Origin of the sequence: Paenibacillus etheri (assembly GCF_001012825.1) — a bacterium.
Lineage (GTDB): Bacteria > Bacillota > Bacilli > Paenibacillales > Paenibacillaceae > Paenibacillus_AQ > Paenibacillus_AQ etheri.
The window spans coordinates 458,022-480,664 of the sequence record NZ_LCZJ02000037.1 but is presented as its reverse complement, the minus strand read 5'-3'; the positions used below and the strand labels follow the sequence as shown (position 1 = coordinate 480,664).

The 22,643-nt window shown below is 43.2% G+C and carries 26 protein-coding genes and 1 pseudogene; 15 read left to right on the top strand and 12 right to left on the bottom strand.

Translation table 11 applies throughout. The features are described from left to right. Window positions 1-147 precede the first annotated feature (147 nt). The 3 genes from UQ64_RS25690 to UQ64_RS25680 all read right to left on the bottom strand — a co-directional run bounded on the left by UQ64_RS25690 (window position 148) and on the right by UQ64_RS25680 (window position 3,749). On the bottom strand, window positions 148-906 hold the full coding sequence (locus UQ64_RS25690; RefSeq protein ID WP_060626205.1) for an SDR family NAD(P)-dependent oxidoreductase: 759 nt from the start codon (window positions 904-906) through the stop codon (window positions 148-150). A gap of 169 nt (window positions 907-1,075) precedes the next feature. Then, window positions 1,076-1,330 carry an MFS transporter gene (locus UQ64_RS25685; RefSeq protein WP_245238250.1) on the bottom strand — a complete coding sequence of 85 codons (255 nt, stop codon included), beginning with the start codon at window positions 1,328-1,330 and terminating at the stop codon, window positions 1,076-1,078. A 121-nt stretch (window positions 1,331-1,451) separates the two neighbouring features. Further along, window positions 1,452-3,749, bottom strand: a complete 2,298-nt coding sequence (locus UQ64_RS25680; protein WP_060626203.1) for a beta-glucosidase — start codon at window positions 3,747-3,749, stop codon at window positions 1,452-1,454. Between the two features lie 112 nt (window positions 3,750-3,861). On the opposite strand from UQ64_RS25680, the gene UQ64_RS25675 reads away from it, so the two are divergent. After that, a complete protein-coding gene (locus UQ64_RS25675) occupies window positions 3,862-5,091 on the top strand; it encodes a helix-turn-helix domain-containing protein (RefSeq protein ID WP_060626202.1) in 1,230 nt (409 codons plus the stop codon). A 67-nt stretch (window positions 5,092-5,158) separates the two neighbouring features. Here UQ64_RS25675 and UQ64_RS31115 read toward each other — a convergent pair whose 3' ends face one another. Together UQ64_RS31115 and UQ64_RS25670 are read right to left on the bottom strand one after the other, a co-directional pair. Further along, window positions 5,159-5,323, bottom strand: coding sequence for a hypothetical protein (locus tag UQ64_RS31115; protein ID WP_156417671.1), 165 nt, complete (start codon window positions 5,321-5,323; stop codon window positions 5,159-5,161). 92 nt (window positions 5,324-5,415) lie between these two features. Then, the gene (locus tag UQ64_RS25670) at window positions 5,416-5,874 is read right to left on the bottom strand and encodes a GNAT family N-acetyltransferase (protein WP_060626201.1); all 459 of its coding nucleotides are present in this window, start codon (window positions 5,872-5,874) and stop codon (window positions 5,416-5,418) included. A gap of 92 nt (window positions 5,875-5,966) precedes the next feature. Between UQ64_RS25670 and UQ64_RS25665 the strand changes: the two genes are divergently transcribed. After that, entirely contained in the window at window positions 5,967-6,170 is a 204-nt protein-coding gene (locus UQ64_RS25665) for a DUF3502 domain-containing protein (protein WP_060626200.1), read from the top strand. Between the two features lie 237 nt (window positions 6,171-6,407). Continuing rightward, the gene (locus UQ64_RS25660; protein WP_060626199.1) at window positions 6,408-6,992 is read left to right on the top strand and encodes a Crp/Fnr family transcriptional regulator; all 585 of its coding nucleotides are present in this window, start codon (window positions 6,408-6,410) and stop codon (window positions 6,990-6,992) included. An 8-nt stretch (window positions 6,993-7,000) separates the two neighbouring features. Here the strand turns inward: UQ64_RS25660 and UQ64_RS25655 are convergent, their stop codons facing one another. Continuing rightward, complete coding sequence (locus UQ64_RS25655; RefSeq protein WP_060626198.1) at window positions 7,001-7,723, bottom strand: DUF4386 domain-containing protein; 723 nt, start codon at window positions 7,721-7,723, stop codon at window positions 7,001-7,003. A 112-nt stretch (window positions 7,724-7,835) separates the two neighbouring features. After that, complete coding sequence (locus UQ64_RS31815) at window positions 7,836-7,985, bottom strand: hypothetical protein (protein ID WP_209445883.1); 150 nt, start codon at window positions 7,983-7,985, stop codon at window positions 7,836-7,838. Between the two features lie 146 nt (window positions 7,986-8,131). On the opposite strand from UQ64_RS31815, the gene UQ64_RS25650 reads away from it, so the two are divergent. The 4 genes and pseudogenes from UQ64_RS25650 (at window position 8,132) to UQ64_RS25640 (ending at window position 9,834) form a co-directional block, all read left to right on the top strand. After that, complete coding sequence (locus UQ64_RS25650; RefSeq protein WP_060626197.1) at window positions 8,132-8,416, top strand: alpha/beta-type small acid-soluble spore protein; 285 nt, start codon at window positions 8,132-8,134, stop codon at window positions 8,414-8,416. Between the two features lie 229 nt (window positions 8,417-8,645). Further along, a pseudogene (locus tag UQ64_RS33005) lies at window positions 8,646-8,828 on the top strand (YiaA/YiaB family inner membrane protein); the annotation flags it as partial. Window positions 8,829-8,858: 30 nt separating this feature from the next. Further along, window positions 8,859-9,122 (top strand): YiaA/YiaB family inner membrane protein, encoded by a 264-nt coding sequence (locus tag UQ64_RS33000; RefSeq protein ID WP_425339621.1) that lies wholly within the window; start codon window positions 8,859-8,861, stop codon window positions 9,120-9,122. Window positions 9,123-9,249: 127 nt separating this feature from the next. After that, window positions 9,250-9,834: a spore coat protein gene (locus tag UQ64_RS25640; RefSeq protein ID WP_060626388.1), complete on the top strand. Its 585-nt coding sequence runs from the start codon at window positions 9,250-9,252 to the stop codon at window positions 9,832-9,834. A 102-nt stretch (window positions 9,835-9,936) separates the two neighbouring features. On the opposite strand, the gene UQ64_RS25635 is transcribed toward UQ64_RS25640, so the two are convergent. The 4 genes from UQ64_RS25635 to UQ64_RS25620 all read right to left on the bottom strand — a co-directional run bounded on the left by UQ64_RS25635 (window position 9,937) and on the right by UQ64_RS25620 (window position 13,698). Further along, window positions 9,937-10,710, bottom strand: a complete 774-nt coding sequence (locus tag UQ64_RS25635) for a YqcI/YcgG family protein (RefSeq protein WP_060626195.1) — start codon at window positions 10,708-10,710, stop codon at window positions 9,937-9,939. A gap of 148 nt (window positions 10,711-10,858) precedes the next feature. Further along, the gene (locus tag UQ64_RS25630; protein ID WP_060626194.1) at window positions 10,859-11,449 is read right to left on the bottom strand and encodes a DUF1989 domain-containing protein; all 591 of its coding nucleotides are present in this window, start codon (window positions 11,447-11,449) and stop codon (window positions 10,859-10,861) included. Between the two features lie 148 nt (window positions 11,450-11,597). After that, entirely contained in the window at window positions 11,598-12,986 is a 1,389-nt protein-coding gene (locus tag UQ64_RS25625) for a sensor histidine kinase (RefSeq protein WP_060626193.1), read from the bottom strand. A gap of 1 nt (window position 12,987) precedes the next feature. Continuing rightward, window positions 12,988-13,698, bottom strand: a complete 711-nt coding sequence (locus UQ64_RS25620; protein WP_060626192.1) for a response regulator transcription factor — start codon at window positions 13,696-13,698, stop codon at window positions 12,988-12,990. A 153-nt stretch (window positions 13,699-13,851) separates the two neighbouring features. Here UQ64_RS25620 and UQ64_RS25615 point away from each other — a divergent pair, with 153 nt between their 5' ends. The 7 genes from UQ64_RS25615 (at window position 13,852) to UQ64_RS25585 (ending at window position 21,183) form a co-directional block, all read left to right on the top strand. After that, complete coding sequence (locus tag UQ64_RS25615; protein ID WP_082651332.1) at window positions 13,852-14,748, top strand: carbohydrate ABC transporter permease; 897 nt, start codon at window positions 13,852-13,854, stop codon at window positions 14,746-14,748. Window positions 14,749-14,762: 14 nt separating this feature from the next. Beyond that, window positions 14,763-15,620 (top strand): carbohydrate ABC transporter permease, encoded by an 858-nt coding sequence (locus UQ64_RS25610; RefSeq protein ID WP_060626190.1) that lies wholly within the window; start codon window positions 14,763-14,765, stop codon window positions 15,618-15,620. Between the two features lie 10 nt (window positions 15,621-15,630). Further along, window positions 15,631-16,737: an efflux RND transporter periplasmic adaptor subunit gene (locus UQ64_RS25605; RefSeq protein ID WP_060626189.1), complete on the top strand. Its 1,107-nt coding sequence runs from the start codon at window positions 15,631-15,633 to the stop codon at window positions 16,735-16,737. Window positions 16,738-16,785: 48 nt separating this feature from the next. Then, on the top strand, window positions 16,786-18,102 hold the full coding sequence (locus tag UQ64_RS25600; RefSeq protein WP_209445882.1) for an ABC transporter substrate-binding protein: 1,317 nt from the start codon (window positions 16,786-16,788) through the stop codon (window positions 18,100-18,102). A gap of 298 nt (window positions 18,103-18,400) precedes the next feature. Beyond that, window positions 18,401-19,312: an HPr(Ser) kinase/phosphatase gene (hprK, locus tag UQ64_RS25595; protein ID WP_060626187.1), complete on the top strand. Its 912-nt coding sequence runs from the start codon at window positions 18,401-18,403 to the stop codon at window positions 19,310-19,312. Window positions 19,313-19,476: 164 nt separating this feature from the next. Further along, window positions 19,477-20,358 carry an SMI1/KNR4 family protein gene (locus tag UQ64_RS25590; protein ID WP_060626186.1) on the top strand — a complete coding sequence of 294 codons (882 nt, stop codon included), beginning with the start codon at window positions 19,477-19,479 and terminating at the stop codon, window positions 20,356-20,358. Between the two features lie 645 nt (window positions 20,359-21,003). After that, window positions 21,004-21,183 carry a hypothetical protein gene (locus tag UQ64_RS25585; RefSeq protein WP_060626185.1) on the top strand — a complete coding sequence of 60 codons (180 nt, stop codon included), beginning with the start codon at window positions 21,004-21,006 and terminating at the stop codon, window positions 21,181-21,183. A gap of 278 nt (window positions 21,184-21,461) precedes the next feature. On the opposite strand, the gene UQ64_RS25580 is transcribed toward UQ64_RS25585, so the two are convergent. Next, the gene (locus UQ64_RS25580; protein WP_060626184.1) at window positions 21,462-21,899 is read right to left on the bottom strand and encodes a MarR family winged helix-turn-helix transcriptional regulator; all 438 of its coding nucleotides are present in this window, start codon (window positions 21,897-21,899) and stop codon (window positions 21,462-21,464) included. A 135-nt stretch (window positions 21,900-22,034) separates the two neighbouring features. Here UQ64_RS25580 and UQ64_RS25575 point away from each other — a divergent pair, with 135 nt between their 5' ends. Continuing rightward, window positions 22,035-22,622 carry an NAD(P)H-dependent oxidoreductase gene (locus UQ64_RS25575; protein ID WP_060626183.1) on the top strand — a complete coding sequence of 196 codons (588 nt, stop codon included), beginning with the start codon at window positions 22,035-22,037 and terminating at the stop codon, window positions 22,620-22,622. Window positions 22,623-22,643 lie beyond the last annotated feature (21 nt).

The window sequence follows — 22,643 nt, the reverse complement described above, 5'->3', positions numbered from 1 at the left end:
GCTCACACCATCTATTTTCCTCCTACAGAACAGGGGTGTCCCTAGCCATTTCATCAATGACTTTTGGGACACCCCTTAATCCGAGTTACTACAAAAGCGGAGAGTATTCCATTAGTTTCTGAAACACCCTGTCGACATGAGTCGTGTTTATAACGTCAAACCACCGTCTACGACAACGATTGAACCTGTCATATAGCTGGATTTGTTGGAGGCCAAGAAGACCACCATCTCTGCTAATTCTGAGGGATCAGCATACCGATTCATTCGCATGTTCGGGATCTCCTCCGGTACGTAGCCAGTCTCCTGAATCATCAAAGGAACGGATTGCGTTAATGTCGTATCGACGCCACCTGGGCAAATCGCATTAACGCGTATACCTTTTTTCACATATTCCAAAGCCGCTGCCTTTGTCAATCCTATCACAGCATGTTTGCTCGCGGAGTATGCTGCTAGGCTATGCTCGGCGCGAATGCCTGCCGTAGAGGCGGTATTTATGATCGAGCCAAATCCTTGTTTCTCCATAACTTTGAGAACATGCTTCAATCCGAGAAAAACACCCTTCACGTTGACGTTCATAATACGGTCATACTCGCCTTCGGTGATATCAGACAGCATCGAAAACTTTTGAAGAACACCGGCGTTGTTGAGAAATGCGTCAATGCGTCCGTATGTTTCGACAGCGAGAAGAACATACCGCTCGACGTCTTCATTCTTCGCTACGTCGGCTTGCACGAAGATGCCTTCGCCACCATGTTCTTGTATTAGTGATAGCGTCTCTTCTCCGGTTGTTTGATTGAAGTCGACCGCAACGATTTTCGCTCCGTTCTGTGCCAGCTTTATACAACTTGCGCGTCCAATTCCGCTACCTGCTCCGGTAACCACTACGATTGAGTTTTCATTGTGCATCTTCTCATACCTCCGATTCATATTGTTATTAAATGTTACCAACATGTTGAACATGTTTTCTCATCGATTCACCTTGTGATCGTGAAAGATGTACATTACACATTATTCCATTCAATCATTTTCTTTTATAGTATGATTCTTAGAAAAATTGTATATAGGAAAGGTGTTATCAAGAAGTGATTAAGCATTTCTTGCTATTTTTCAAATCCTCAATGATTTGTGGATATTCTTTGTCCAGCTTGTATGGTATGAGAATGATCAAACCACTCGACAAGTGCTGCTCCTTGACGCTACAAGCCTTCGATCCAAAGCTACCGGCGCTATAAACAAGCCCTTCTGTACGCATGCCTGTTTTCCACTCTCCATATTCGATGGTGTCTGCCAGCATGGAAAATCCTGTGGCGGCCATCGGAACAGTACCAATTGATCTGATAATCGTGGCGATAATAATTACGGTTAGATTCGTTGGGTAAATAATCAGGATCAGACGACTCTTCTTTTAAGGGGAATGTCCTCCTGTACGACAGAAGGTTTGCCCCCATCATTTATGAAGGATTATTCAATTGCTGAATAATCCCGTTCAGCATTTCTTCCGTGAACATCCCCTGACTCATCATCGAAAGTCCGCGCAATGGCAAATAATTTATAAATCCTTCGAACATTTCACTCGAGCCTTCCCCCAGGCTTTCAGAGTCTTCAAGACCCTCCAACATCGTTCCCATGCCCTCTTGCATCTTCTGAAGCAATCCTTGCACGAAAGGCGCTTTTTGCGGATCGTTTAACAAGTCGATAATCAATGTGTTTAGGTCGACTATGGATTTCAAAGCGACTGTCGACTCGACATGTACCGTATCGCTTACAACGATATCTTCACACGAGCGTCCAATTAATATTTCAAAATCACCGGACTCCACATGCCAATCCTTAAGATCTACGTTGTAGTAAGCGAAGGAGCGCTTATCCAGCGTCATCATAACGGTCTTCTTCTCTCCAGGCTGAAGCTCTACTTTAGCAAAGCCCTTCAATTCTTTGACAGGGCGGATAACCCTACTTTCTACATCGCGGACATAGAGCTGAGCAATTTCTTTACCGGCACGGGATCCCGCATTTTGTATCGTTACCTGTACGTTAACGGATTCCGTATCTTTGATTGTTTTATGATCGATGGCAAGATTCGAATATTCAAATGTGGTATAGCTCAGACCGTGTCCGAACGGGAACAGCGGCTTTACTTCTTTGGCATCATAATAACGATAGCCGACAAAAATGCCTTCGCGGTACTCAACGCGATTGCCTTCGCCAGGGAAGAACAGGAACGATGGGTTATCGCTCAGTTTCATAGGGAATGTCTCGGTCAGCTTGCCGCTAGGATTCACTTCGCCGAACAATAAATCAGCGATCGCGCCCCCTGCCGCCTGACCGCCCAAATAAGCTTCTAGGATCGATTTCACTCGGCCGATCCAAGGCATATCGATTGGGGAACCGTTCATAAGTACGACGATCACGTTGCTCTGCACGGTGGCGATCGCTTCGATCAGCTGATTCTGGTTCGAAGGCATATGCAGATGCTTGCGGTCAAAGCCTTCGGATTCATAACGGTCGGGAAGTCCCGCAAAAATGATGACCGCATCCGCTTCTCCGGCTGCTTGTTTCGCTTCCTCCATCAAAGCAGCGTCCAGATCGTCTCTGTCCAAGTGGAAGCCTTGCGCGTACACAACCGAGGCAGAATCACCCGCAAGCTTTTTGATTTCATCCATAGGTACATCGATCTGGGTCGGATTGATATGCGAGCTACCACCGCCTTGGTATCTCGGTTTTTGCGCGAATGGACCGATGACCGCCAATTTCTTACCTTTTGCTAGCGGGAGCAGGTTCTCTTCGTTCTTCAGCAGTACCATTGTTTCGCCGGCAACGGTGCGCGCCAGACGATGATGATCGCCCCGATCGTAAGTCGCGTTTGGTTTTTTGTTGTCCACGCTCATGAAAATGATACGCAAAATCCGTTCAACGGCACGATTAAGCGTCTCTTCGGACAACTGGCCGTTTTGAATAGCTTCTACGATTTTACGGTCGTTCGCTCCGCCGCTTGAAGGCATTTCCAGCTCTTGACCAGCAGCAAGCCCATCTACCCGGTCATTGTTAGCGCCCCAATCGGTCACGACGAGTCCTTCATGCCCCCATTCTTCCTTCAAAATATCAGTAAGCAAGAACTTGTTCTCGGAAGCATACGTTCCGTTAACTTTGTTGTAAGCGCTCATGACGGTCCACGGCTGGCCATTCTTCACCGGACCCTCGAAGCTCGCCAAATATATTTCCCGCAGTGTGCGTTCATCGGCAACGGCATCAACGCCCATGCGACGATGCTCCTGGTTGTTAACCGCGAAATGCTTCAGAGATGTACCAACTCCTTGACTCTGCACACCTTGAATATGGCTGGTCGCTATTTCCGAAGAAAGGAAAGGATCCTCCGAGAAATATTCGAAGTTGCGTCCGCACAGCGGAGAGCGTTTGATATTAGCGCCTGGTCCAAGGAGGACGGCAACGTTTTCCGCCTGGCACTCTTCACCCAGTGCTACGCCCATTTTACCGACCAGCTCCCGATCCCACGAACTGGCTATACCGGCTGCTGAAGGGAAGCAAGTAGCGGGTACGCTATCAAATACACCCAAATGGTCGGTGCCTTCCTGTTGCTTGCGCAGTCCGTGCGGGCCGTCGGTGACCATAATGCTAGGAATGTCTAGGCGCTCAACGCCTTTTAACCGCCAAAAATCTAAACCGGAGCACATGCCAGCTTTTTCTTCCAATGTCATCTCAGCAATTAGAGCTTGAATATCACGTTTCATTAGAAATAACCTCCTTGGGTGTAAGATGTCGGTACAACTCACATTATTTCATGAAGCCGCTTTCTTTTATGGTATAATACTTAGAAAAATTGTACGTGAGGGGGATTCCATAGTGGTCATTGTTCACAATCAACCCGATGTAGCCTATTCAAGTAAATTGCTATATGAAACCATTCAACTTCCGATCTTTTATACCGAGGATGGACATGCAGTGGAAACGATTTGGGGAAGTGATCATCATAGGGCATTTTATATGGAATTTGACGAGTTATTCCGTCCATTTATAGAGAAAGAGATGAAAAACCCGGTTATTCTATCTGCAAATTCCTGGGAGGAGTTTATCATAGTGCCTATTAAACGTAGTGGAGAGCAGCATGGATTCGTCGTAATCGGTCCTTCAATCCAGCAAGTACCTACGGATGAGCATATCAATGGACTTATGAACGATAATCAAATGTCCAATCTCGATCTGCCACACTGGAAAGCCCATTGGGACAGCCTTCCGGTCGTAAACCGTCTTCGTCTGCTTCATATCAGCGTACTTGCGCATTGGATGATCAATCAAGAGGCTTTGGAAATTACGGATGTGCTGAAATATAGTTATCAATATGTGTTGCCCGCCAAGTTTCAAAGGAATATAGAACTTGAAATTCAAACCAAACGGGAATTATCGTTGTCTAATCATAGTTCGAAAATAGATAAACGGTTAATAGAATTGATTCGAACCGGCAATACAAGTGAATTAATGAAAGAGTGGATTGCCTATCCTAACGAGGGCGTGGGGATCTTATCTAAACGGAGCCAACTCCGCAATATTAAAAATTTAGCCATTTGCGCTGTTGCGGTTGCTATGAGAGCTGCTGTAGATGGAGGAATATACGAAGAACTGGCCTTTACTCTCAGTGATCTGCATATTCAACAAATCGAAGAACTGAATGATGTCAAGGCGGTTGAGGCCGCATTAATACGTGCGTTATTAGACTTTACGGAACGGGTTGAACAGAGAAGGAAAGAAAGTATGTCCAAACCGATTAGAATTTGCTGCGAGTACATCTTCAACCATTTATATCAAGAGATTACATTCGACAAGCTTGCAGAGTTGACTGGACTGAACAGCAGCTACTTGATGAATATATTCAAAGAACAGATAGGTATGACAATGATGAATTATATACAGAAACAGCGGGTAGAAGAAGCCAAGAAACTGCTTCATATGACCAATGACACGATCTCATCCATCGGAATGAGGTTGACCTTTTATGATCAACCTCATTTTATTAAAGTTTTCAAAAAGTATACGAGTATGACGCCGAAGAAGTACCGATCTACCAATGAAACGTAATAGTGACATGATAGATATCCTTTTTCCGCCGATAGACTCGTTAAGCTGAGCCCAATCATCTGTAGGTTCACAGACATATGTGTTTTGATGGGTGCCGTTCAAAAGCCCCGTCACTGCAGCTGCTCTTCTGTACGGTTTCTGGTAGAGGCTCCCGCTGAACGCTATTGGTGTGATTGCTTCGGTCAGTCAGCAATTGGGAGACGATGGCAGTGAAACGTGCTGAAGCCTTCACCTTCGCAACGGCCCCCCCGTTGCTAGCTCTTCTGAGAAAACGTTCCAAGCTTCGCCGAGTAGTCTCTGTCTCGAGCACTCGGATTCGCTGGATTAATTTTTCTCATTAGTAACATGATGACCATATAGAAAAATAAGGAGCTTATTCTGGACGGAGTCCAGAAAGATTTCTTTTTCGTTCAGCCGCTTAAAGTTTTGACTCTCATAAAATCCATAGTTGCATCTGTTATCTGTATACACGTAGATCGAATCTACATCCATGCTTCTCATGTAATTGGACAAATGGTGCATCAGCGTTTTTCCCACGCCAAGACCTCTCGATTCCCCAGATACAATGAACAACTCGATATAACCTTGAAAATCGTCTTCTTTTCCTTGAATAATCTCTTTATAGGTATTTTGAACCTTCGCCAGTTCTTTAGCGGCTTTTTTATTCTCTTTATTCGCCGTGATGATTTTGAAAAAGGTATTCGCAAGACTTAAACGATTATGGGTTTTCGCTAAGCGATGTTTAGCTATTTGGGCTTTGCCAAGAATAATACCACTCGCCACTCAACCGCGATAACGAAGCATTCCCGCAAGAAGCTAACGATCTGGCCAAGGGCTGGGAAGCCAACGTCTACCACTATGCACTTGAAACCTTCGTGTTCGACAATAGCAAAGTGAAGACAGAAATTGCCAATGTGGGCAACGTGATGCTCCGTTATGCCATTCCGCTGGAGTACGGCGTAATTAAAGATATCGACAAAGGTCTTGCAGATCCGAACAAGCAGCTGAAATCAGCTGGTATTGATAAAATTCAAACCGAGCTGCAGGCTCAAATCGATGCTTTCTTAGCGAATAAATAAGACACAGGATAGGGGAGGACCAACAGTCATGAAATGGCTGTTGGTCCTCCCTGTTTTTGGGATCGTCCGAATATGAGGTCGCTATCGGACACAGCTGTGCGGCGTATGAAGAGTTGAGAGGTTGGATTTGTCTTTGTATGAGCTAGTATAATAAGGCAAGAGGCCCCCTCACGGGAGCCTAAAAAGCTTCAAGCGCATCATAATCGGGCCGTTAGCTTCGGAAGATTGGAGAGATATATGAAAAACATATTGTATAAGTATATGAGTAAATTCACATCTCTTAACGAAGAAGAACAGCAGGATATTGTTGAAGGTATCCTTATAGAGGAATTTAAAAAGGGGACAGTGCTTCTTAGACAAGGGGATGTTCCCACAAAATGTTTTTTCGTGTTAAAAGGTTGTGTTAGGCAGTACTCGATAGATGAATCGGGAAAAGAAGTCACATCTAATTTCCACACGGAAGAGCAAGCGGCTTCGATTTTTAATCGGCATCATGAAAGTAAGCCCTCTGCGTACACCTTAATCTGTCTAGAAGATAGCATATTGGTGGTTGGTGAACTTAATGCGGAACAAGACATGCTTCACAAACACTCGCAATTGGAAACGATGATCCGTAAAATGGTAGAAGAAAACTTAGGTGAGGTACAGGACGAATTAACTTCATTTATCGCTTCCAATCCTGAAGAACGTTACAAAGCCTTGTTGCAAAAAAGACCTCACTTACTCACTCGGGTACCTCAGCATCAATTGGCCAGCTATCTGGGGATGACACCAGAGTCATTGAGCAGAATTAAGAAGCGTGTTCATTCCGGTGATAACTAAAAAGAAAGTCATACACTTTTGGGGAGCTTTCCTCCTCTAAGCAGCAGCCATATCCCAAAACCTAGTTCTCCTACAATCATAGGAATAGTAAAAACATAATTTAATATTGTAATGATCGCTTCGTATTGTGGGAGAAATATTTTGCATAGATGAATGACCATGTAGCCTATTGAAGCAAGCAGCAATAAGATGCTTATTACTTTAGGAATGACGTCAGATTTTAAAGCCACACAACCCACAATTAACAAATGCCCACCAAAAATGACTAACCCCATAGACCAAATCAATTGAAATGCATCCAGAAATAACATCATAAATGCTTGAGTCTGCTCAATTTTTTTTAATGATGAAAAGTCGCTTGTATTTCCCGTGAGCAGCAGCACAAATATCAAGTTTAGTATAGAAATTCCCAATATAGCAGAATAGGTTAGACGGAGCCATGCGCCGAATAAGGAAAGCTTTTGGTTAATCGGTTCTAGATACACATAGAATGCCCAGGCGACCAGGATGTCAGTAATCATAATGATAATCCAACCCAAGATTTCACCTTTGAAAAGGTTGTTTGAGGATACAATATTATTGAATGTGACGCTGGCATCGCCCTGCACAACAAGATTCCCATGGACAAAGCCATACGAAAAGAATGAGACAAGGGTCATGATGATAAGTGATATTCCAGCAGTTAAAGCGGATTTTCGCTGATTCGATAGGTCTTTTTCTGAGATAGCCATAAGATAGCCTCCTAAAGGACTTTTTATTTTCATTGTAATTAGGAGTAGTATGGCGAGCATTGACTAAAATCAAGAGTGCATCATCAGACAGGAACAAAGGCTTGTTATCAAATTAACGGAAGTTCATCCAGCCGTTCGTCTTTGCAAGCTGCCCTGTCGTTAAATAGTTCTCTTTGTACATCCTTTCCTCACATCCAATCGATTGCTCCAGCGTGTTGTTCTCAGTTAGTATAGCAGGTGACGTAACGTCACCTTCAAGCAAAATTTATGCATAAGAAACAGAGGGCAAGCCCCTGACAGCAGTTGGCCTTTCAGCGCCCTCTTGGAAATAATCGGAGCAAATCAACAGGGGTGGAGGTTCCGCTTTCCGGGCATGTTACTTAAAACATGTTTAGGAGGGGATAAGGGATGTCCAGAAGAAACAGGAAATATGCAGTGCCGGGAGTCAATCGCGGAATGCAAATGTTTAAAGCCGAGGTAATGCGGCGCGAGGGTTATGATGTAGATCCGGAACGGCCTGATGATGTGAAATACGAAGTCGCAAAAGAACTTGGTATCCCATTGGAACACGGTGAGAATGGACATTTGAGCACAGAATCGGTGGGTCAGATTGGCGGTAAAATTGGTGGATCGATGGTTCGCGAAATGATTCGTCTAGCACAGCAGCAATTGGTGAACCAGGAGAGGGAATAGCATTTTTCTAACATAATGTTGCAGGAATCGTGGGAGGCGGCTTTAGTCCTAAATGTATGGGACTGGAACCGTCTTCTTTGTGTTTGTCTTATCTCATGTGCGTATCGTTAAAAAGTACGTAATTTTCCTGAAGCAGCCTAATTAATGGTAGAGTTTTACCGATGTTCCACGGTATAGTGAAGAAGGATATAAACGCCATTCAATTCTGTATTGGGAGAGGAATCGTCGGATGAATCAGAGGTATCGTAAACGTAACACGGCTGCTTTCACGGGGGTATCGTATTTTGCATTGGCTGCAGGTCTTTTTCTATTCTGCTTGGGGGTGTACAACGACGATTGGGAATTGAACGTAAAAGGGTATTATTTGCTATGTATGGTGTTAATTACGATTACCTGTATCGTTGTGCAAAAGGTCGTTAGAGACAACTCGGAGGATAAAGAAATGAAGCTAGAAAATCCGAAACACAGGATGAGAAATTCAGCGGCTTTCACAATTATGGCTTTTGCGGGTTTGGTGATTGGATATGCAATGTTCTTTATTGGCCTTTATAATGCTCCGTTTCAATTGAATGTAAAGGGGTATTATATAGCTGTTATTCTGTTGATTTCATACAGCGCTGTTGGCGTTCAGAAAGTGACGAGAGATAACGCGGAGGACAAAGAGATTCTTGCCGAGCAAGACGCCAGAAGGGACATTCAAGGGTAAAGAAGTATACTAGTGTTACTGTATGCATAATTCGTTATCTTGTACTGCATATTATAGAGGGTACTCATCTAAGAACAACAAAGGAGAATATAATTTGCAGCAGCAACTACAATCAGAAAGTATAACGATGGGTGGACAGCGGCTAGGTCACGGCGCCCATGAAATGTTCGATGTGCATGAGGTGCTGTCCTGTCAGATTAATCTGCTGGACCAGTTCATGATATTCAGAACCTTTATTCAGGATCAAGAGCTACTGTCTATCTTGGATCGACAGTACAATTTCATGCTGGATCAGTACAACTTGACGTGCCAATGCTTTAAGACAGGGCAAAAGCCTAGCCAGGAAACGGCTACCTATCTTATCCCAAATATCACACAGCCGGTTTACGGGCTCCAACCTGCTCAGCCTAAGAAGCCTAACTTGTCACTGACAGATGTGAAAGATGCGGGCGTCAGCGGGTATATGCTGGGTCTGATCAAATCCCATGCCTCTTTGCTGGCCATGTCGTCACCTGAAGTGACAAATCCAGCGCTGCGCCGGGTGTTGGCTTCACAGGTGCAACATTTTATTGAAATGGGCTATGAGTTATTTCTTTATCAGAATAAGCATGCCTATTATCAGGTTCCGCAGCTTCAGGATTCAGTAGTACAGCAGATGCTGGATGCCTATGTTCCCGCTGCCGGATCTCCTCAGATGCCCGCAAACAACTAGGGCATTACGGATCTCTAAATTGTAAATTACCCGGCTTCGTTCATTAATGGACAGATGTCGGGTTTTTTTTGCTTTCTAAGCCAATACCAGAATTATAAGCTTTTAGGAGTGGAACTTGATCCCTAAAGCTTTGAACTTGTTCTTCATATAAGTATATGGACATTTAGACGGCGCACTTTCATCATCTCGCAGAAAATATTGTCTCCATTCCAGACTGTCCTCCTGCCCATACCATTGAAGGGAGGGATGTGCGGGAATACTATCATAATCAGCGAGCTTCTTGCGGATTTGCTTTTTCATATTTCGGCCAAATACGGTAGATTCGTTAATATTCTCGAATACCCAACGCGGCTGAAAGGCAATGAAAAAATAAGGGCTATGGCGGCTTCTCCGCAGCTCATGTGCCGGTGTTGCGCAGAACGCAAAATACAGATGCCCATCAAAGCAGAACTCCCACGAAGGATGGGAGGGATCAGTAGAAATTTCATCCGGCCAGGGTACCGTATCTACGGCGCTGACGCGGCCCAGAAGGGACCAGAACAAATTCTCATATTCCTCAATGGAAAAACCTTCGACCAAATCTTTCGGAGTTTCAAAAAATAGAACAAGAGACGCATATTTGCCGGTACCCCGTGAGCATTCCCCATATTGGCGAAGCAAATGAGCGACTTCTATCGCTGCCCTTTCGCTTCGTGGATCAGCTACGAATCCAAAACGTAAATTATTGGACAGAAACCCCTGCCGTCCAGGAATACAGGGATATTTGCCTTCGGGATCTGCAATCATAGATGTAAATTGGCGAAAAGCATCCTGTTGCCAGTCCGGCAGTTCAAACATATGTTCATCCAGCCAAACCCTTGTGTTCATACGGGCCATCCAAAGACACCCTCCTCGTTAAGATCAAAACATCCTATGCGAAGGGAGGGGGATAGGTGAATGCCTATGAATGCTCTTGTCTGTGCGCTAGTCACTTTGCGGTGATTGTTTAACGGTAGTCTATATCGGGGGAAGTCTGATACTAGCTCTAAAGGATCTCCACAGCAATCGGTGTGCAGTGGTACCCATTGCAGACGCTTTCGGAGCATGGGCATGCCGATATAGCAATGATGAGGTCCATTTCGGCCCGCAACTCAACATAATCACCGGCTTTTGAGAGCGGCCGCTCCACGCTGACTTTTCCAGAGGGATCAATGACAGTATTCATGAAGAGGTTAAAAGTATAATGCTGATCGGGAGCGGGCAATCCAAACTCCACCAGTACCTCATTTAGGTTATTATAGCAGCTGGCGTGATCCTTTTTGTTATACAGCACCTCATACATCTCGGGACGGCAGGCAGAATTAATGAAATCATGGCGCCCGACAGTATCCTTAATAACCGTAAGCAGTGGTCTGTATTGGTTGGAATAGAGGATGTCCCCCGGGAGTACATTCATTTTGCCTAGAGCATCTATTGTTACACCCGGGTCAATCCGTTCATTGGGGTGAGAGGCATTATAAGCAGCGAAATCAGCTACCTGCTCTCCCTCTACATCGGTTACCCGGACGATCTGCCCTTTGTCCAACTTGAAGCCCAATCCCTTGGTTGCTGGAATTAGCCATTGTTGTTCACTCATCAGTATTCTCCTTCGGGATAGTCATAGTCTGTGAGAGTTAGTATGGCTCTTTGCCAAAATAGTCATGCAAAGTATGGAGCTGCATGGCGGCATCATAGAGAGAATTCGTATTCGATTCGATGACAGTCTTTAGGTATCAGATCGACATTTATTTTGAAGGAAAATTCATTCGAAATATAGCTCCGCCATGCTCTCCGTTATGAGCGGATATAGCACCATTACAACGTTCAACAATTGCACGTGAAATGGCGAGCCCAAGTCCCGTTTCTCCATTCTTACCTTTAATAAAACGCTGAAATAGCTGAGGCAGTAAATGATCAGGAATACCTTCACCATCATCAATGACATCGATCTGCACTTGTCCATCCTGCTCTGAAATTTCTATATACACGGCATGTGATGCATGCCTGATCGCATTGCTCATAATATTTAGTACCGCTTGTAAGAGTTTTTCCGAATCTCCAACAATATGAAGTTTGCTCTGCTTATCCACTTCGTACTTTACCCTGATATCAACTTCCTCATTTATAGCTAATGGACGTATTCGATCGACGGTTTTATCGATTAATTGTTCCACGGATACTTCTTCTTGATCAAAAATACCATCTTCACTTTCAAGCTTGGCTAACAAGATCATCTCTGTAACAATTCCCTTAAGTCGTTCACATTCGCTTGAGATGACATCAAGACCATTGTCAGCACGATCCCCGGTGAAAATACCATCTCGGATTCCCTCTGCATAACCTTGAATCGTCATTAGTGGGGTCTTAAGTTCATGAGAAGCATTCTGGAAAAATTGTCTTTGAGCATGATGGTATTGCTTAAGTTCTCCTGCGAGATGATGGACACTTTGGGCTACCTCACCAATTTCCCCGCCAGTTTGAATGAGCTGTACCTCATCAAAATGGCGTTTTTCAACCTTTTTGAGCTCAAGCTTTAATTTCTCAAGAGGAGTAACGAGACGTTTGGTAATAAATAAACTTAGGCCAAAGGCAATAATGCCCCCAATCACCATAATGAACATCATTCTTGTAAAAAGCTCTGATTGATATGATTTCACTTTACTTAGCGGTGTAGACAAGACAAGGGTGGCTGGGGTTACAGCACTAACTGGACCAAGATTCTGTGGATTAGAAGTTAAGGTCTCAACAATATATTTCTCCTGTCCATTTTCCCATAAACCCTGCTGATTGTGACTTGAGTACTGTTCAATGAGCGGTAGCCATGTCTGTGTCTGCGCTTCAGTCATTGTACTAAATAATATATTACGATTCGGCTCTATGAGTAACGCATCTACTGATCTATTAATCTCTTGAGCCGGCTGTACAATAGCTGCTGCTGATTGAGAAGGTGTTAGGTCTTGAACAGGTAACGAATTGACCAACTCCATCATTGCACTGCCTTGCGATCTTAGTTCTTCTCTTTGATTATTGATTAACGTATCCATTAGTAGAGGATAAACGAATGTAGCTGTAAGCATGAGTACGCACACCAGTAATATTCCAAATGATAAATGAAGCTTATAAATTAGTTTCATGTTATGTCTTCACTCCATCCACTCGCATTCGATAACCATAGCCCCAAACGGTTTCAAGAGGCAGGTCTTCCATTTTACGACGAAGTCTTTTGACTAAATCGTCAATTGCCCGATCGCTACCGAAATAGTCACCCCCCCACACTAAAGTTAACAACTCATTGCGAGAAAAAGCACGATTCGGCTGCGCTGCTAAGGTATGAAGCAAGGAAAATTCCTTCACCGTCATTTCGATTTCTTTAGACTTCCAGTAAACGAGACGACTATCTAATACTAGACGAAGCTCATCGATGATGAGGTCGTTTGATTTCGAAAAGACTATATTCTGTTCTGATTTCTCAGTAAGGGAGTTAAGCCGATGGAATAAACGATTTACTCGTGCGACCAGCTCACGTGGGCTGAAAGGCTTAGTTAAATAATCATCGCTTCCAAGCTCAAGTCCAAGTATCTTATCTACTTCCTCATCACGGGCAGAGATCATAATAATAGGAACTTCGGCTTCCTTGCGAATTTGTTTGCAGAATTCATAGCCATTCATACCTGGAAGCATGATGTCTAGAATCCACATATCCGGGCGCTCTGTGTTCCATAACATAAGCGCTTCTTCTGCTGAACCTAACGATATAGTGCTATAGCCTTCCTTCTGTAAATAGTTCTCAACGATATCTCTTATATGACAATCATCTTCAACGATTGCGATTTGATAGCTCTTCATCAACAGACCTCCTAACCAATTCATCTATTATTCTAACAAAGTTGCTCTTTCAAGCGGGCTTTTCCATACTTTTTCCACAATTACTCCAAATTAATACCGAAGCTGATCTATAGAATAGTTATTTGTACGGTAAATATGTTTCATTCTGCTTGTATGGAACAAGCTCGAAAGGAGGGAGAGGCTGTGAGAATTTCATATTTGGCTCGCAAGGAGATTCTTGTGGCGTTCTGCTTTCTTGCTCCGAGTTTGATCGGGTTTGCGCTATTTTATTTGATTCCGTTTGGTCAAAGTGTTGTATTTTCATTTGAGAATCCAAGTGGTGAGGCAGGGTTATCGCTTGCCAATTACCAGAGCTTATTCGCCAGTTCGTCCTTTCAAAAGGCCGCGGGGAATACATTCTGGTTCACTATTATTGGCGTTCCGATCCTTATTCTATTGTCACTTTCTCTTGCTATGCTGCTTAACAAACGAGTCTTCTTTCGAAATTGGCTGCGTACTTCTTATGTGCTACCACTGGTTGTTCCAGTAGCGTCAATTGTGCTCGTATGGCAGATCCTATTCGATTGGAATGGTTTTTTCAATCATGTATTGGAGTGGGTTGGAATTGAGCGAATCGATTGGATGAAATCAGAGTGGGCGCAAGGTGTCATTATTTTTATCTATGTATGGAAAAACATTGGCTATAATGTGGTTCTGTTCTTGGCTGGGTTGCAAAATATTCCTGATCAATACTATGAGATAGCAAACCTGGAAGGCGCAAACTGGGCTCGCAAGCTCCAGATCACCTTGATTTATTTAATACCGACAGGATTTTTAGTGATGCTGATGTCGATTCTGAACTCATTCAAGGTATTTCGGGAAATCTATTTAGTTGCAGGTGACTATCCACATGACAGCATCTACATGCTTCAGCACTATATGAACAATATGTTCCTATCGCTCGATATTCAGAAGCTGTCGGCTGCAGCTTTTTTAATGGTGCTCTGCATTTTAGTCATTGTGTTGATGCTCTTCCGAGTTGAACATAAGTTCCGTTCATTTATGGAGTAAAGGGAGGGGTGTAGATGAACAAGAGACAGATAGGAACACTGCTACTTACTATTTTCTTAGCCGTAATCGCGCTGGTAATGCTATTTCCAGTTGTACTCACAATGGTAAGCTCCTTGATGACGGAGAAGGAAATTATACTGAACTACGGCATGTTAGGTAATACACAGATGAATGACTTTGTGAATTTGAAGCTGGTTCCAGATTGGGTTTCGCTGGAGCAATTTTATAAGGTGCTTATTTCAACCTCGCAATTTCTTCGTATGTTCTGGAACTCTGTATTTATGGTGTTTCCAATCATTATAGGCCAGGTTGTGGTGGCAACATTAGCGGCATTTGCATTTGCCAAGCTGCGATTTCCTGGCAGAGAGCCTTTATTTATTGTGTATTTGATCACGATGCTCATGCCGTTTCAGGTCACACTTGTGCCGAACTATATCATGTCCGATCGACTAGGGCTGATTAATAGTCCAAGCTCCGTTATTTTACCAGGGATATTTGCGGCGTTTGGTGTGTTCCTACTCAGACAATTTATGCTTCAAATTCCAACAGCATATATGGAAGCAGCCCAAATGGATGGGGCGGGCTATTTTCGATCCTTTATCAGGATTGTCCTGCCTATGGTGAAACCCGGGATGGCAGCGCTTGTTGTTCTGCTGTTTGCAGATTACTGGAATATGGTGGAGCAGCCATTAATCTTTCTGCAGGACGCTAATTTGCAGCCCTTGTCCATATTTCTATCCCGCCTGCAGGAAGATGCGCTTGGGGTATCCTTTGCGGCTGCAGTTTTGTATATGACGCCTATGATTCTCTTGTTTCTTTTGGCGGAACGGTATTTTATTGAGGGCATAGAGCTTTCTGGAATTAAAGGATAGGGGAAATGAGATGACAAGCATATCTAAGCGTCAACGATTAACGGCTGCTTTGTTTGTATTGTTCTTTGCGATATTGGCTGGTTTGACTTTCTTTAGCAGCACACTCGAAACGATGACGCTGCCCAAAGTAGTTACGGAGAAACTTACCTCGAAATCATTAGTTCATCAGGTTAAAGGGAGTGGAGTCTTAACACCTCGAAAGCAGGTGGATTTATTGTATGAGGCTGGCTCAAAAATTGTGAAGGTTCATGTAAAAGAGAATGATGAGGTTAAGAAGGGGCAAAAGCTCGTTACATTTGATAGCTCTGATCTGGATGAGCAGATCTATCAAGAGGAAACAGCGCTAAAGAAACAACAGCTAAATCGGGGGATTCTGGAGGAGGATATGCTTAATGCTTTGATAGATAGTGATGAGCAAGTGATTGCCAAGGCTGAGCGAGCTCTTGAACTCGATAATATGGAGCTTGCAATGGCGCAAAGAAAGTTGAATAAGCTGCGTAAAGATAAAGCGGATAAACAGACACGGACGGCCCCTTTTGATGGAAAAGTCACAAAAATTACAGCAGAGGATAGTATGAATGCTTCACAAGGGGGGACAATCCTGACCTTAATGGATAGTGGTAAGGGCTTCGAATTTTCATTTGCTGTCGATTCGGAGAATACGGCATTATTCGAGATTGGATCTAAGGTTTCTGTTCGATTGCAGAAAGACAATACACTGGTTAACGGTGTAATTCAAGAGATTAAAGCTGCATCTAAAGTGAACAGTGAAGATTCATCCGAAGTATCCAATTATCAGGTTGTCGTTTCCGTCTCTGATGATGATCTTCAAGGCGGCGAACAAGTCAGTCTAGATATAAAGAAGGAGTCAAATGAAAAAGGTTATGTGTTACCAAAGAAATGGGTTCATAAAGATATAACAGGAAGCTATGTCTTTGTAATTGAGGAGAAGAAAAGCTCACTCGGCAATACGTTTAATGCACGCAAGGCTTATATTGTAACGGGTGATTCAACCGAGGACGAGGTTGTAGCTGTGAGCGGCTTAAGTCCTGATGATGAGATCATTATTGAATCAAGTGAACCACTTCAGGAAGGCAATCGAATCCGAGTATATTGAAGGGAATGAATGAATTTGAAAAGAAGATGGGTTTTGCCCTTATTAGCAATGATAGTCGTATTTTCAGGATGCTCTAGCAGCAGCGTGGGGTCGGGTACAGAAGGATCATCTAATGAACAATCAGGCCAGAATGGCAATAAGATTGAGATTGCGACCATGGCGGTAACTCCTTATATAGATGAGGCGGTTAAGCAATATAAAAAAATTCGCCCAGATATACAAATTGAAATCAAAGAGTATCTAGCCAGATCTCAAACGGAGGAAATGACATCGAGCGAATCATTCTCAAAGAGCGATGTTGAGAAATATATACAAACGGTTAGCACACAGATGATGTCCGGCAAAGGGGCAGACATCATCGTAATGAACGATCTGCCGCAGGACAAATATGTCGCCAAGAACATGCTGACTAATTTCTATGATCTGATGGATCAGGACTCAGATTTTGATCGAAATCAGTACTATCAAAATATCTTTAAGAACTCCCAGGATGGGGACGGATTGTATGCAATGCCATTCTCATTTGTCATCGACGCGCTTACTGGGAATACAGAGTTGTTAGAACAAGCTGATATTAAAATCGATGATAAGACCTGGACATGGGATGGATTTAAAGAAATTTCTAAGAAGCTTAAGGAACAAGTTGGTGAAGATTATGTAGCATTTGTTAATCTATTTCCGATTCAAATGTTAGCGGAGTATATAGAAGCGAATTATGATAAGCTCATTGATCAAGGTCAAGCTAATTTTGATTCCGATCTGTTTCGAGACATGATGAAGCAAATCAAATCGATGTATGATGAAGGCGTACTTAAAGAGGAGTTTTCGTACGATTATTCGAAAACTTTGTTCAGCAAAGCTAACCTTTTCGATCCAATGTCAGGCCTTTCTCAAGTCCTTGATCCAAAGCTTAAACTATATCAAAATCCAACAGTCAATGGAAAATATAACGGAACTCCATTTAAGTCATACTTTACTTTAGGCATTAACAGCAAGTCCAAGGTTCAAGATGAAGCTTGGAACTTTATTAAGTTCATGCTTTCCGAAGATATGCAATCTTCACCAGTGGTACAGGGCTTTCCGCTGCATAAGGGAGTTGTGGAGAAACAGCTTAATGATGCTAAGCAGCAGGCAGTAGCGGGAACGCTACCTCTTCTAGAACAGAAATTTGATGCTGAGACTGTAGAAAGAAAAATCCAAGAATTACATCAGCTTCTAGATGGAGCAAGTAGGAATTTATCTAGTGATCATAAGGTCGTTTCAATTGCAATTGAAGAGTTTGATTCATATATGAGTAGTCAGAAATCGGCTGAAGACGTCAGCAAGCTGATTCAAAATCGAGTCAACACTTACATCAACGAGTAAATAGAACGTTCTAATCGAGAGGCAATCAATCAGTTAACGATGATTGAACGCCTTTTGTTTATTTTCTTGTACCATTCATGACGAGTGAATCCTGAGCCCTACACATCTCGCATACCGCACTCAGCAAATTGTGGATATTGCAGAGACTAGACTGAAAATTGCGAATGTTTGGTGTAAATAAGATACAAGGCTTGTGAGCTTATTAGCCCTTATGCAGGAATCATCCCATTTGTCGTTGAATATATTCCGTTAACCGTATTGCGTATTCAAGATACGCAGCCACAGGAGGAGAACAACCTTGAAATCGACTACCGTTCAAAGCCTTACGGAAACGTTTAAGCTGGAAGTGCTTGCGGGTGCTAGCTGCATGGATCGTGAAATCACTCGTTCAAAGGTGCATAGACCTGGACTGGAGTTCGTGGGTTACTTTGATTTTTTCCCAACGAAGCGGGTGCAAGTATTGGGCTGCAAAGAAATCAATTATCTGTTAACCCTAAGCGTTGAAGAGCGCAAGTTACATATTGGTAATATCGTCAAGTACCATCCACCATGCTTTATTGTGACGACAGGTCAGCAGGAGATTCCTTATTTAACTCTATTCTGCGAAGAAGAGGGCATCCCGCTGCTTCGGACGCAGGAGACGACGACAGAGATCATCGCAAAGATTGACACCTATCTGGTGAAGGCGCTGGCGCCAGAGCTTTCAATTCATGGGGTATGTGTAAACGTGTCTGGTATAGGTGTCCTCCTCAGGGGCAAGTCAGGGATTGGAAAAAGCGAAACCGCGCATACGCTTATTAGAAGAGGCCATCGGTTTGTGGCCGATGATATCGTGGTGCTTAAGAAGCTGGGACCGGCAACGCTTCTCGGCACACATAACGAGACGACCCGCGAGTTCCTAGCGCTGCGCAGTATAGGTCTGATCAACGTTGTACGCCAGTACGGGCGTAGAGCCTTTCAGGATGAGACGCGAATTGTACTCGACATCGAGTTGTCTCCTTGGCGAGAGAATTCCTTAAATAATGAGCTCGAACTTGAACCGAAGTTCACAGACTATCTTGGGGTTCAAATTCCGCATATTGAAATCCAGCTTCAGCCCGGCCGTGACGTAGCTGGCCTAATCGAAGCTGCCGCCAACAACTGGTATCTGAAGCAGCTTGGCTATAGCGCCGTTGAAGAGTTTATGCAGAGGATTGAAAACAAGCAATAAGGGGTGCTCATGAATTTTTGTATACGTAACAGACCGCAGAAGAGCTATGTGGTCTGTTTTTTTAACTAAAATTCGCCTTTGATGCGTTATTGGCTGGGCGTAGGCTATAAATGGTATAATTTCTAATAGGTATTTTGAGTGATCGTTACTAGGAGGTATTAATGATGAGTGATGAGCTATTGGAAAAATTGGATACGTGGCATGAAGAGGACGAATTTCAAGAAATCGTAGATGCAATAACGGAAATTCCTGAAGAGGAAAGAGATTATGTTCTAACTAGTCATTTGGGCAGAGCGCTTAATAATCTCGGGCAATATGAAGAGGCCTTAGAGCAGTATTTGAGCATTGAAGAAGAGGGTAAAGGTGACCCGCTCTGGCATTACCGTATCGGAGTTTCCTATTATTATCTGAAGCGCTATGACGAAGCTTTAAAAGCATTTACAATTGCTGACGAGCTAGAGCCTGATGATGAGGACACTTTGGAGTTTTTGGGTTGGATCAAACGCAAATTGGCTAAGAAAGTTGCGAAAAAGCCTATGAACAAACCCGCAAAGAAGCCTGTAGTAGCGATCGACTCCACCAATTTTTGGGATGACAGCGAGTATGCGTTCTCAGAATATATCTCTGAACCGCCTACAGATGCATTAATTGCTTCAGTGGAAGAAGAGCTGGTCTTTAAGTTGCCAAAATACTACGTTGAAATGATGAAGTTACATAATGGAGGAGTTCCTCATAATAATCAGCACCCAATTCCGGAAACAGGAGAATTTATTACGATTTCAGGTATCCTTGGAATTGGACGAGATAAGAATAAGTCGCTGTGTGGAGCTTCAGGCAGCCGGACTGTGATTGAAAATGGACGTTATCCAGAGGTTGGTGTAGTGATTTGTGATTGTCCTTCTGAGAATGAAGTAATCATGCTGGATTACCGCGAGTTTGGAAATGATGGCGAGCCTGAGGTTATTCATGTAGATCGTGATAACAAATATAAGATCACACGCTTGGCTGACAATTTTGAGACCTTTATTGGCGGATTGGTGAAATAGTGGATTTCGCTGGCTAAGAATATGATTACCGAGGCATTCCTTAATAGGAGTGCCTTTCTATTTGGGTTAGAGGGGGCCATTTGATGTTTCCTGCACTTTGTCCGATTCCTGTAGAAGAATATCCAGGTAGATTAATTGTATTTGATAGTGTCGATGGTGCGGGGTCGTTCCCCAGAACCTTGGATGATAGAACTACTATCGTCCATTCTTGTTGTAAAGTTCGGTGTTCATTTATGAGGTCGGCCTTCGCGCATAGTTTTCTAGGATGAGACGCACACTATTAGGGGGATTTTTCATATCTGCCGAACTTATTTTGAAAGGAGCTTTAATCGTCAGAAAGACAACTTTCGCCAACTCGAACACCATTGATCAGGCAAAAGAGGCGACTTGGCTCCACCATTTCCGGCGGTATCCCTGGTCTTGATTACTTAACGCTCGCCGGTGACCTCTTCACAGTCCCGATGCCAGTTACATACGGCATCCGTCATTGCAAGAGGATGCTGCTCCAGCGGCCCGAGAATTGGGTAAACACCGAGATAATATACATGTGGCCTTTGCGGTTTTCTACCTCTTGTCAAAGGAGTTTTTTTAGACAACATGGTCAGGCAAAATCATTCGAAAAAAAGATAAGGAGGCGCTAAGTTAATGTCCAATAAAAAAAAGTACTATGCATTTGAAGATCCGCTTGGCACCACAATTGAATTCCAAGCGACTAGCTTACAACAAGCTATGGTGGTTAAAAAGAAGAAGGCTCAAGAACTAGGTATTCCTAAAGAGGCTTTTGAACTTACGAGCATACGCAAGAAACCAAGCCAGAGCGCATAGTCTTTTCGCGTGGCTTGCTCATACAAGCATAAAGAAATTACGATTTTCTCGTAATTGTGAATCATCATTTTGCAATTCATTAGGTGCAAGGAGCTATAAAATCAAAAACGCTACCGCACGTAGAAGCGGTATCGGATGAAAAGAACATATATGTTAGTAAGCCGCTTAGGCTTTAGCTAGCCGATAATCTGTTTTGAATCAGCAAATTAACGACCCTGACAACAGAGCAGCGATTCTCCAATAATGGAGAATCGCTGCTCTGTTGTCTTTTAAACCACTCACTTGCCGCTATTAAACACCTTAGACTGAAGCACATCCAGCGCTCGGTTAATTTCTTCGAGTTCTTCAGTAGAAGAATCTTTGATCCGGTCCAGGAAACGTTCACCGATCTGCTCAAAAGCTTTGTTCATCATCGCTTGTCCAGCGTCAGACAACCGAATCATTTGCTTACGCCGATCTTCTGCGACATCCAGCTTTTCGCAAAGATTCTTTTCTGTTAATTTCTTGAGCTCACGGCTCGTATTCGGCATAGAGATATTCTTACAATCGCTAATTTGACTGAGAGTAACAGGCTGGCTGACCGCAATATACTCCAGAATACTATATTGAACGGGCGTAATACCTTCCGGTCTAACATCTTTGGTTAAGTCGAATGTTACTTCATGGACTGCCGTCGTAAAGGTCACTAATTTATGAAAAAACGCTTCTTTGTCCATAACGATCACCTCTTAGTTTAAACTTTAACAAAATAATTATCATAATACAATTATCATAATACAATTATCATTTGACAACTAAATAAAGGTTGTGATACGATTTTGTTATCAAATGATAATTAAAGAGGTGGAGCAATGAACGTTTTAGTCATCTATACACATCCGAATCATAAAAGTCTAAGTTATGCTTTTTTCAATAAAGTCATTCAAGGAAGTAATGAAAATCAAAAGATCACGAAGATCGAAGTTCTTGATCTATATGAAGAGCAATTTGATCCGGTACTGGTTTTTAACGAAAATAAACGTAGAAGAGACATGCATATCGATCCCAAGCTAGAGAAGTATCGTGAGCAGATTCGTCAGGCCGATAAAATTGTGTTTGTGTATCCGATCTGGTGGGGCCGGCCTCCAGCCATGCTGCTCGGTTATATTGACCAAATGTTTGCCTCTAATTTCGCTTATAGAGAAAAGGGCGGGCTAATCCCAGAGGGGCTGCTGAAAGGGAAGTCCGTGGTTTGTATTTCCAGCATGAAGGGGCCAACCCTTTATCCTTTATATTGGTTAAACAATTCCCATAAAGTGCTGATGAGAAAAGCATTGTTTCAATATTGCGGTATCAAAAAAGTGAAGTTTTTCGAGTTTGGAAATATGGAGAGTCCCAAAGGCAAACATGACAAAAAGCTAAGTCAGGTCTACCAATATTTTAAATCTGTGGCTAATTAACACCTCAAAGAAATGGCTCGA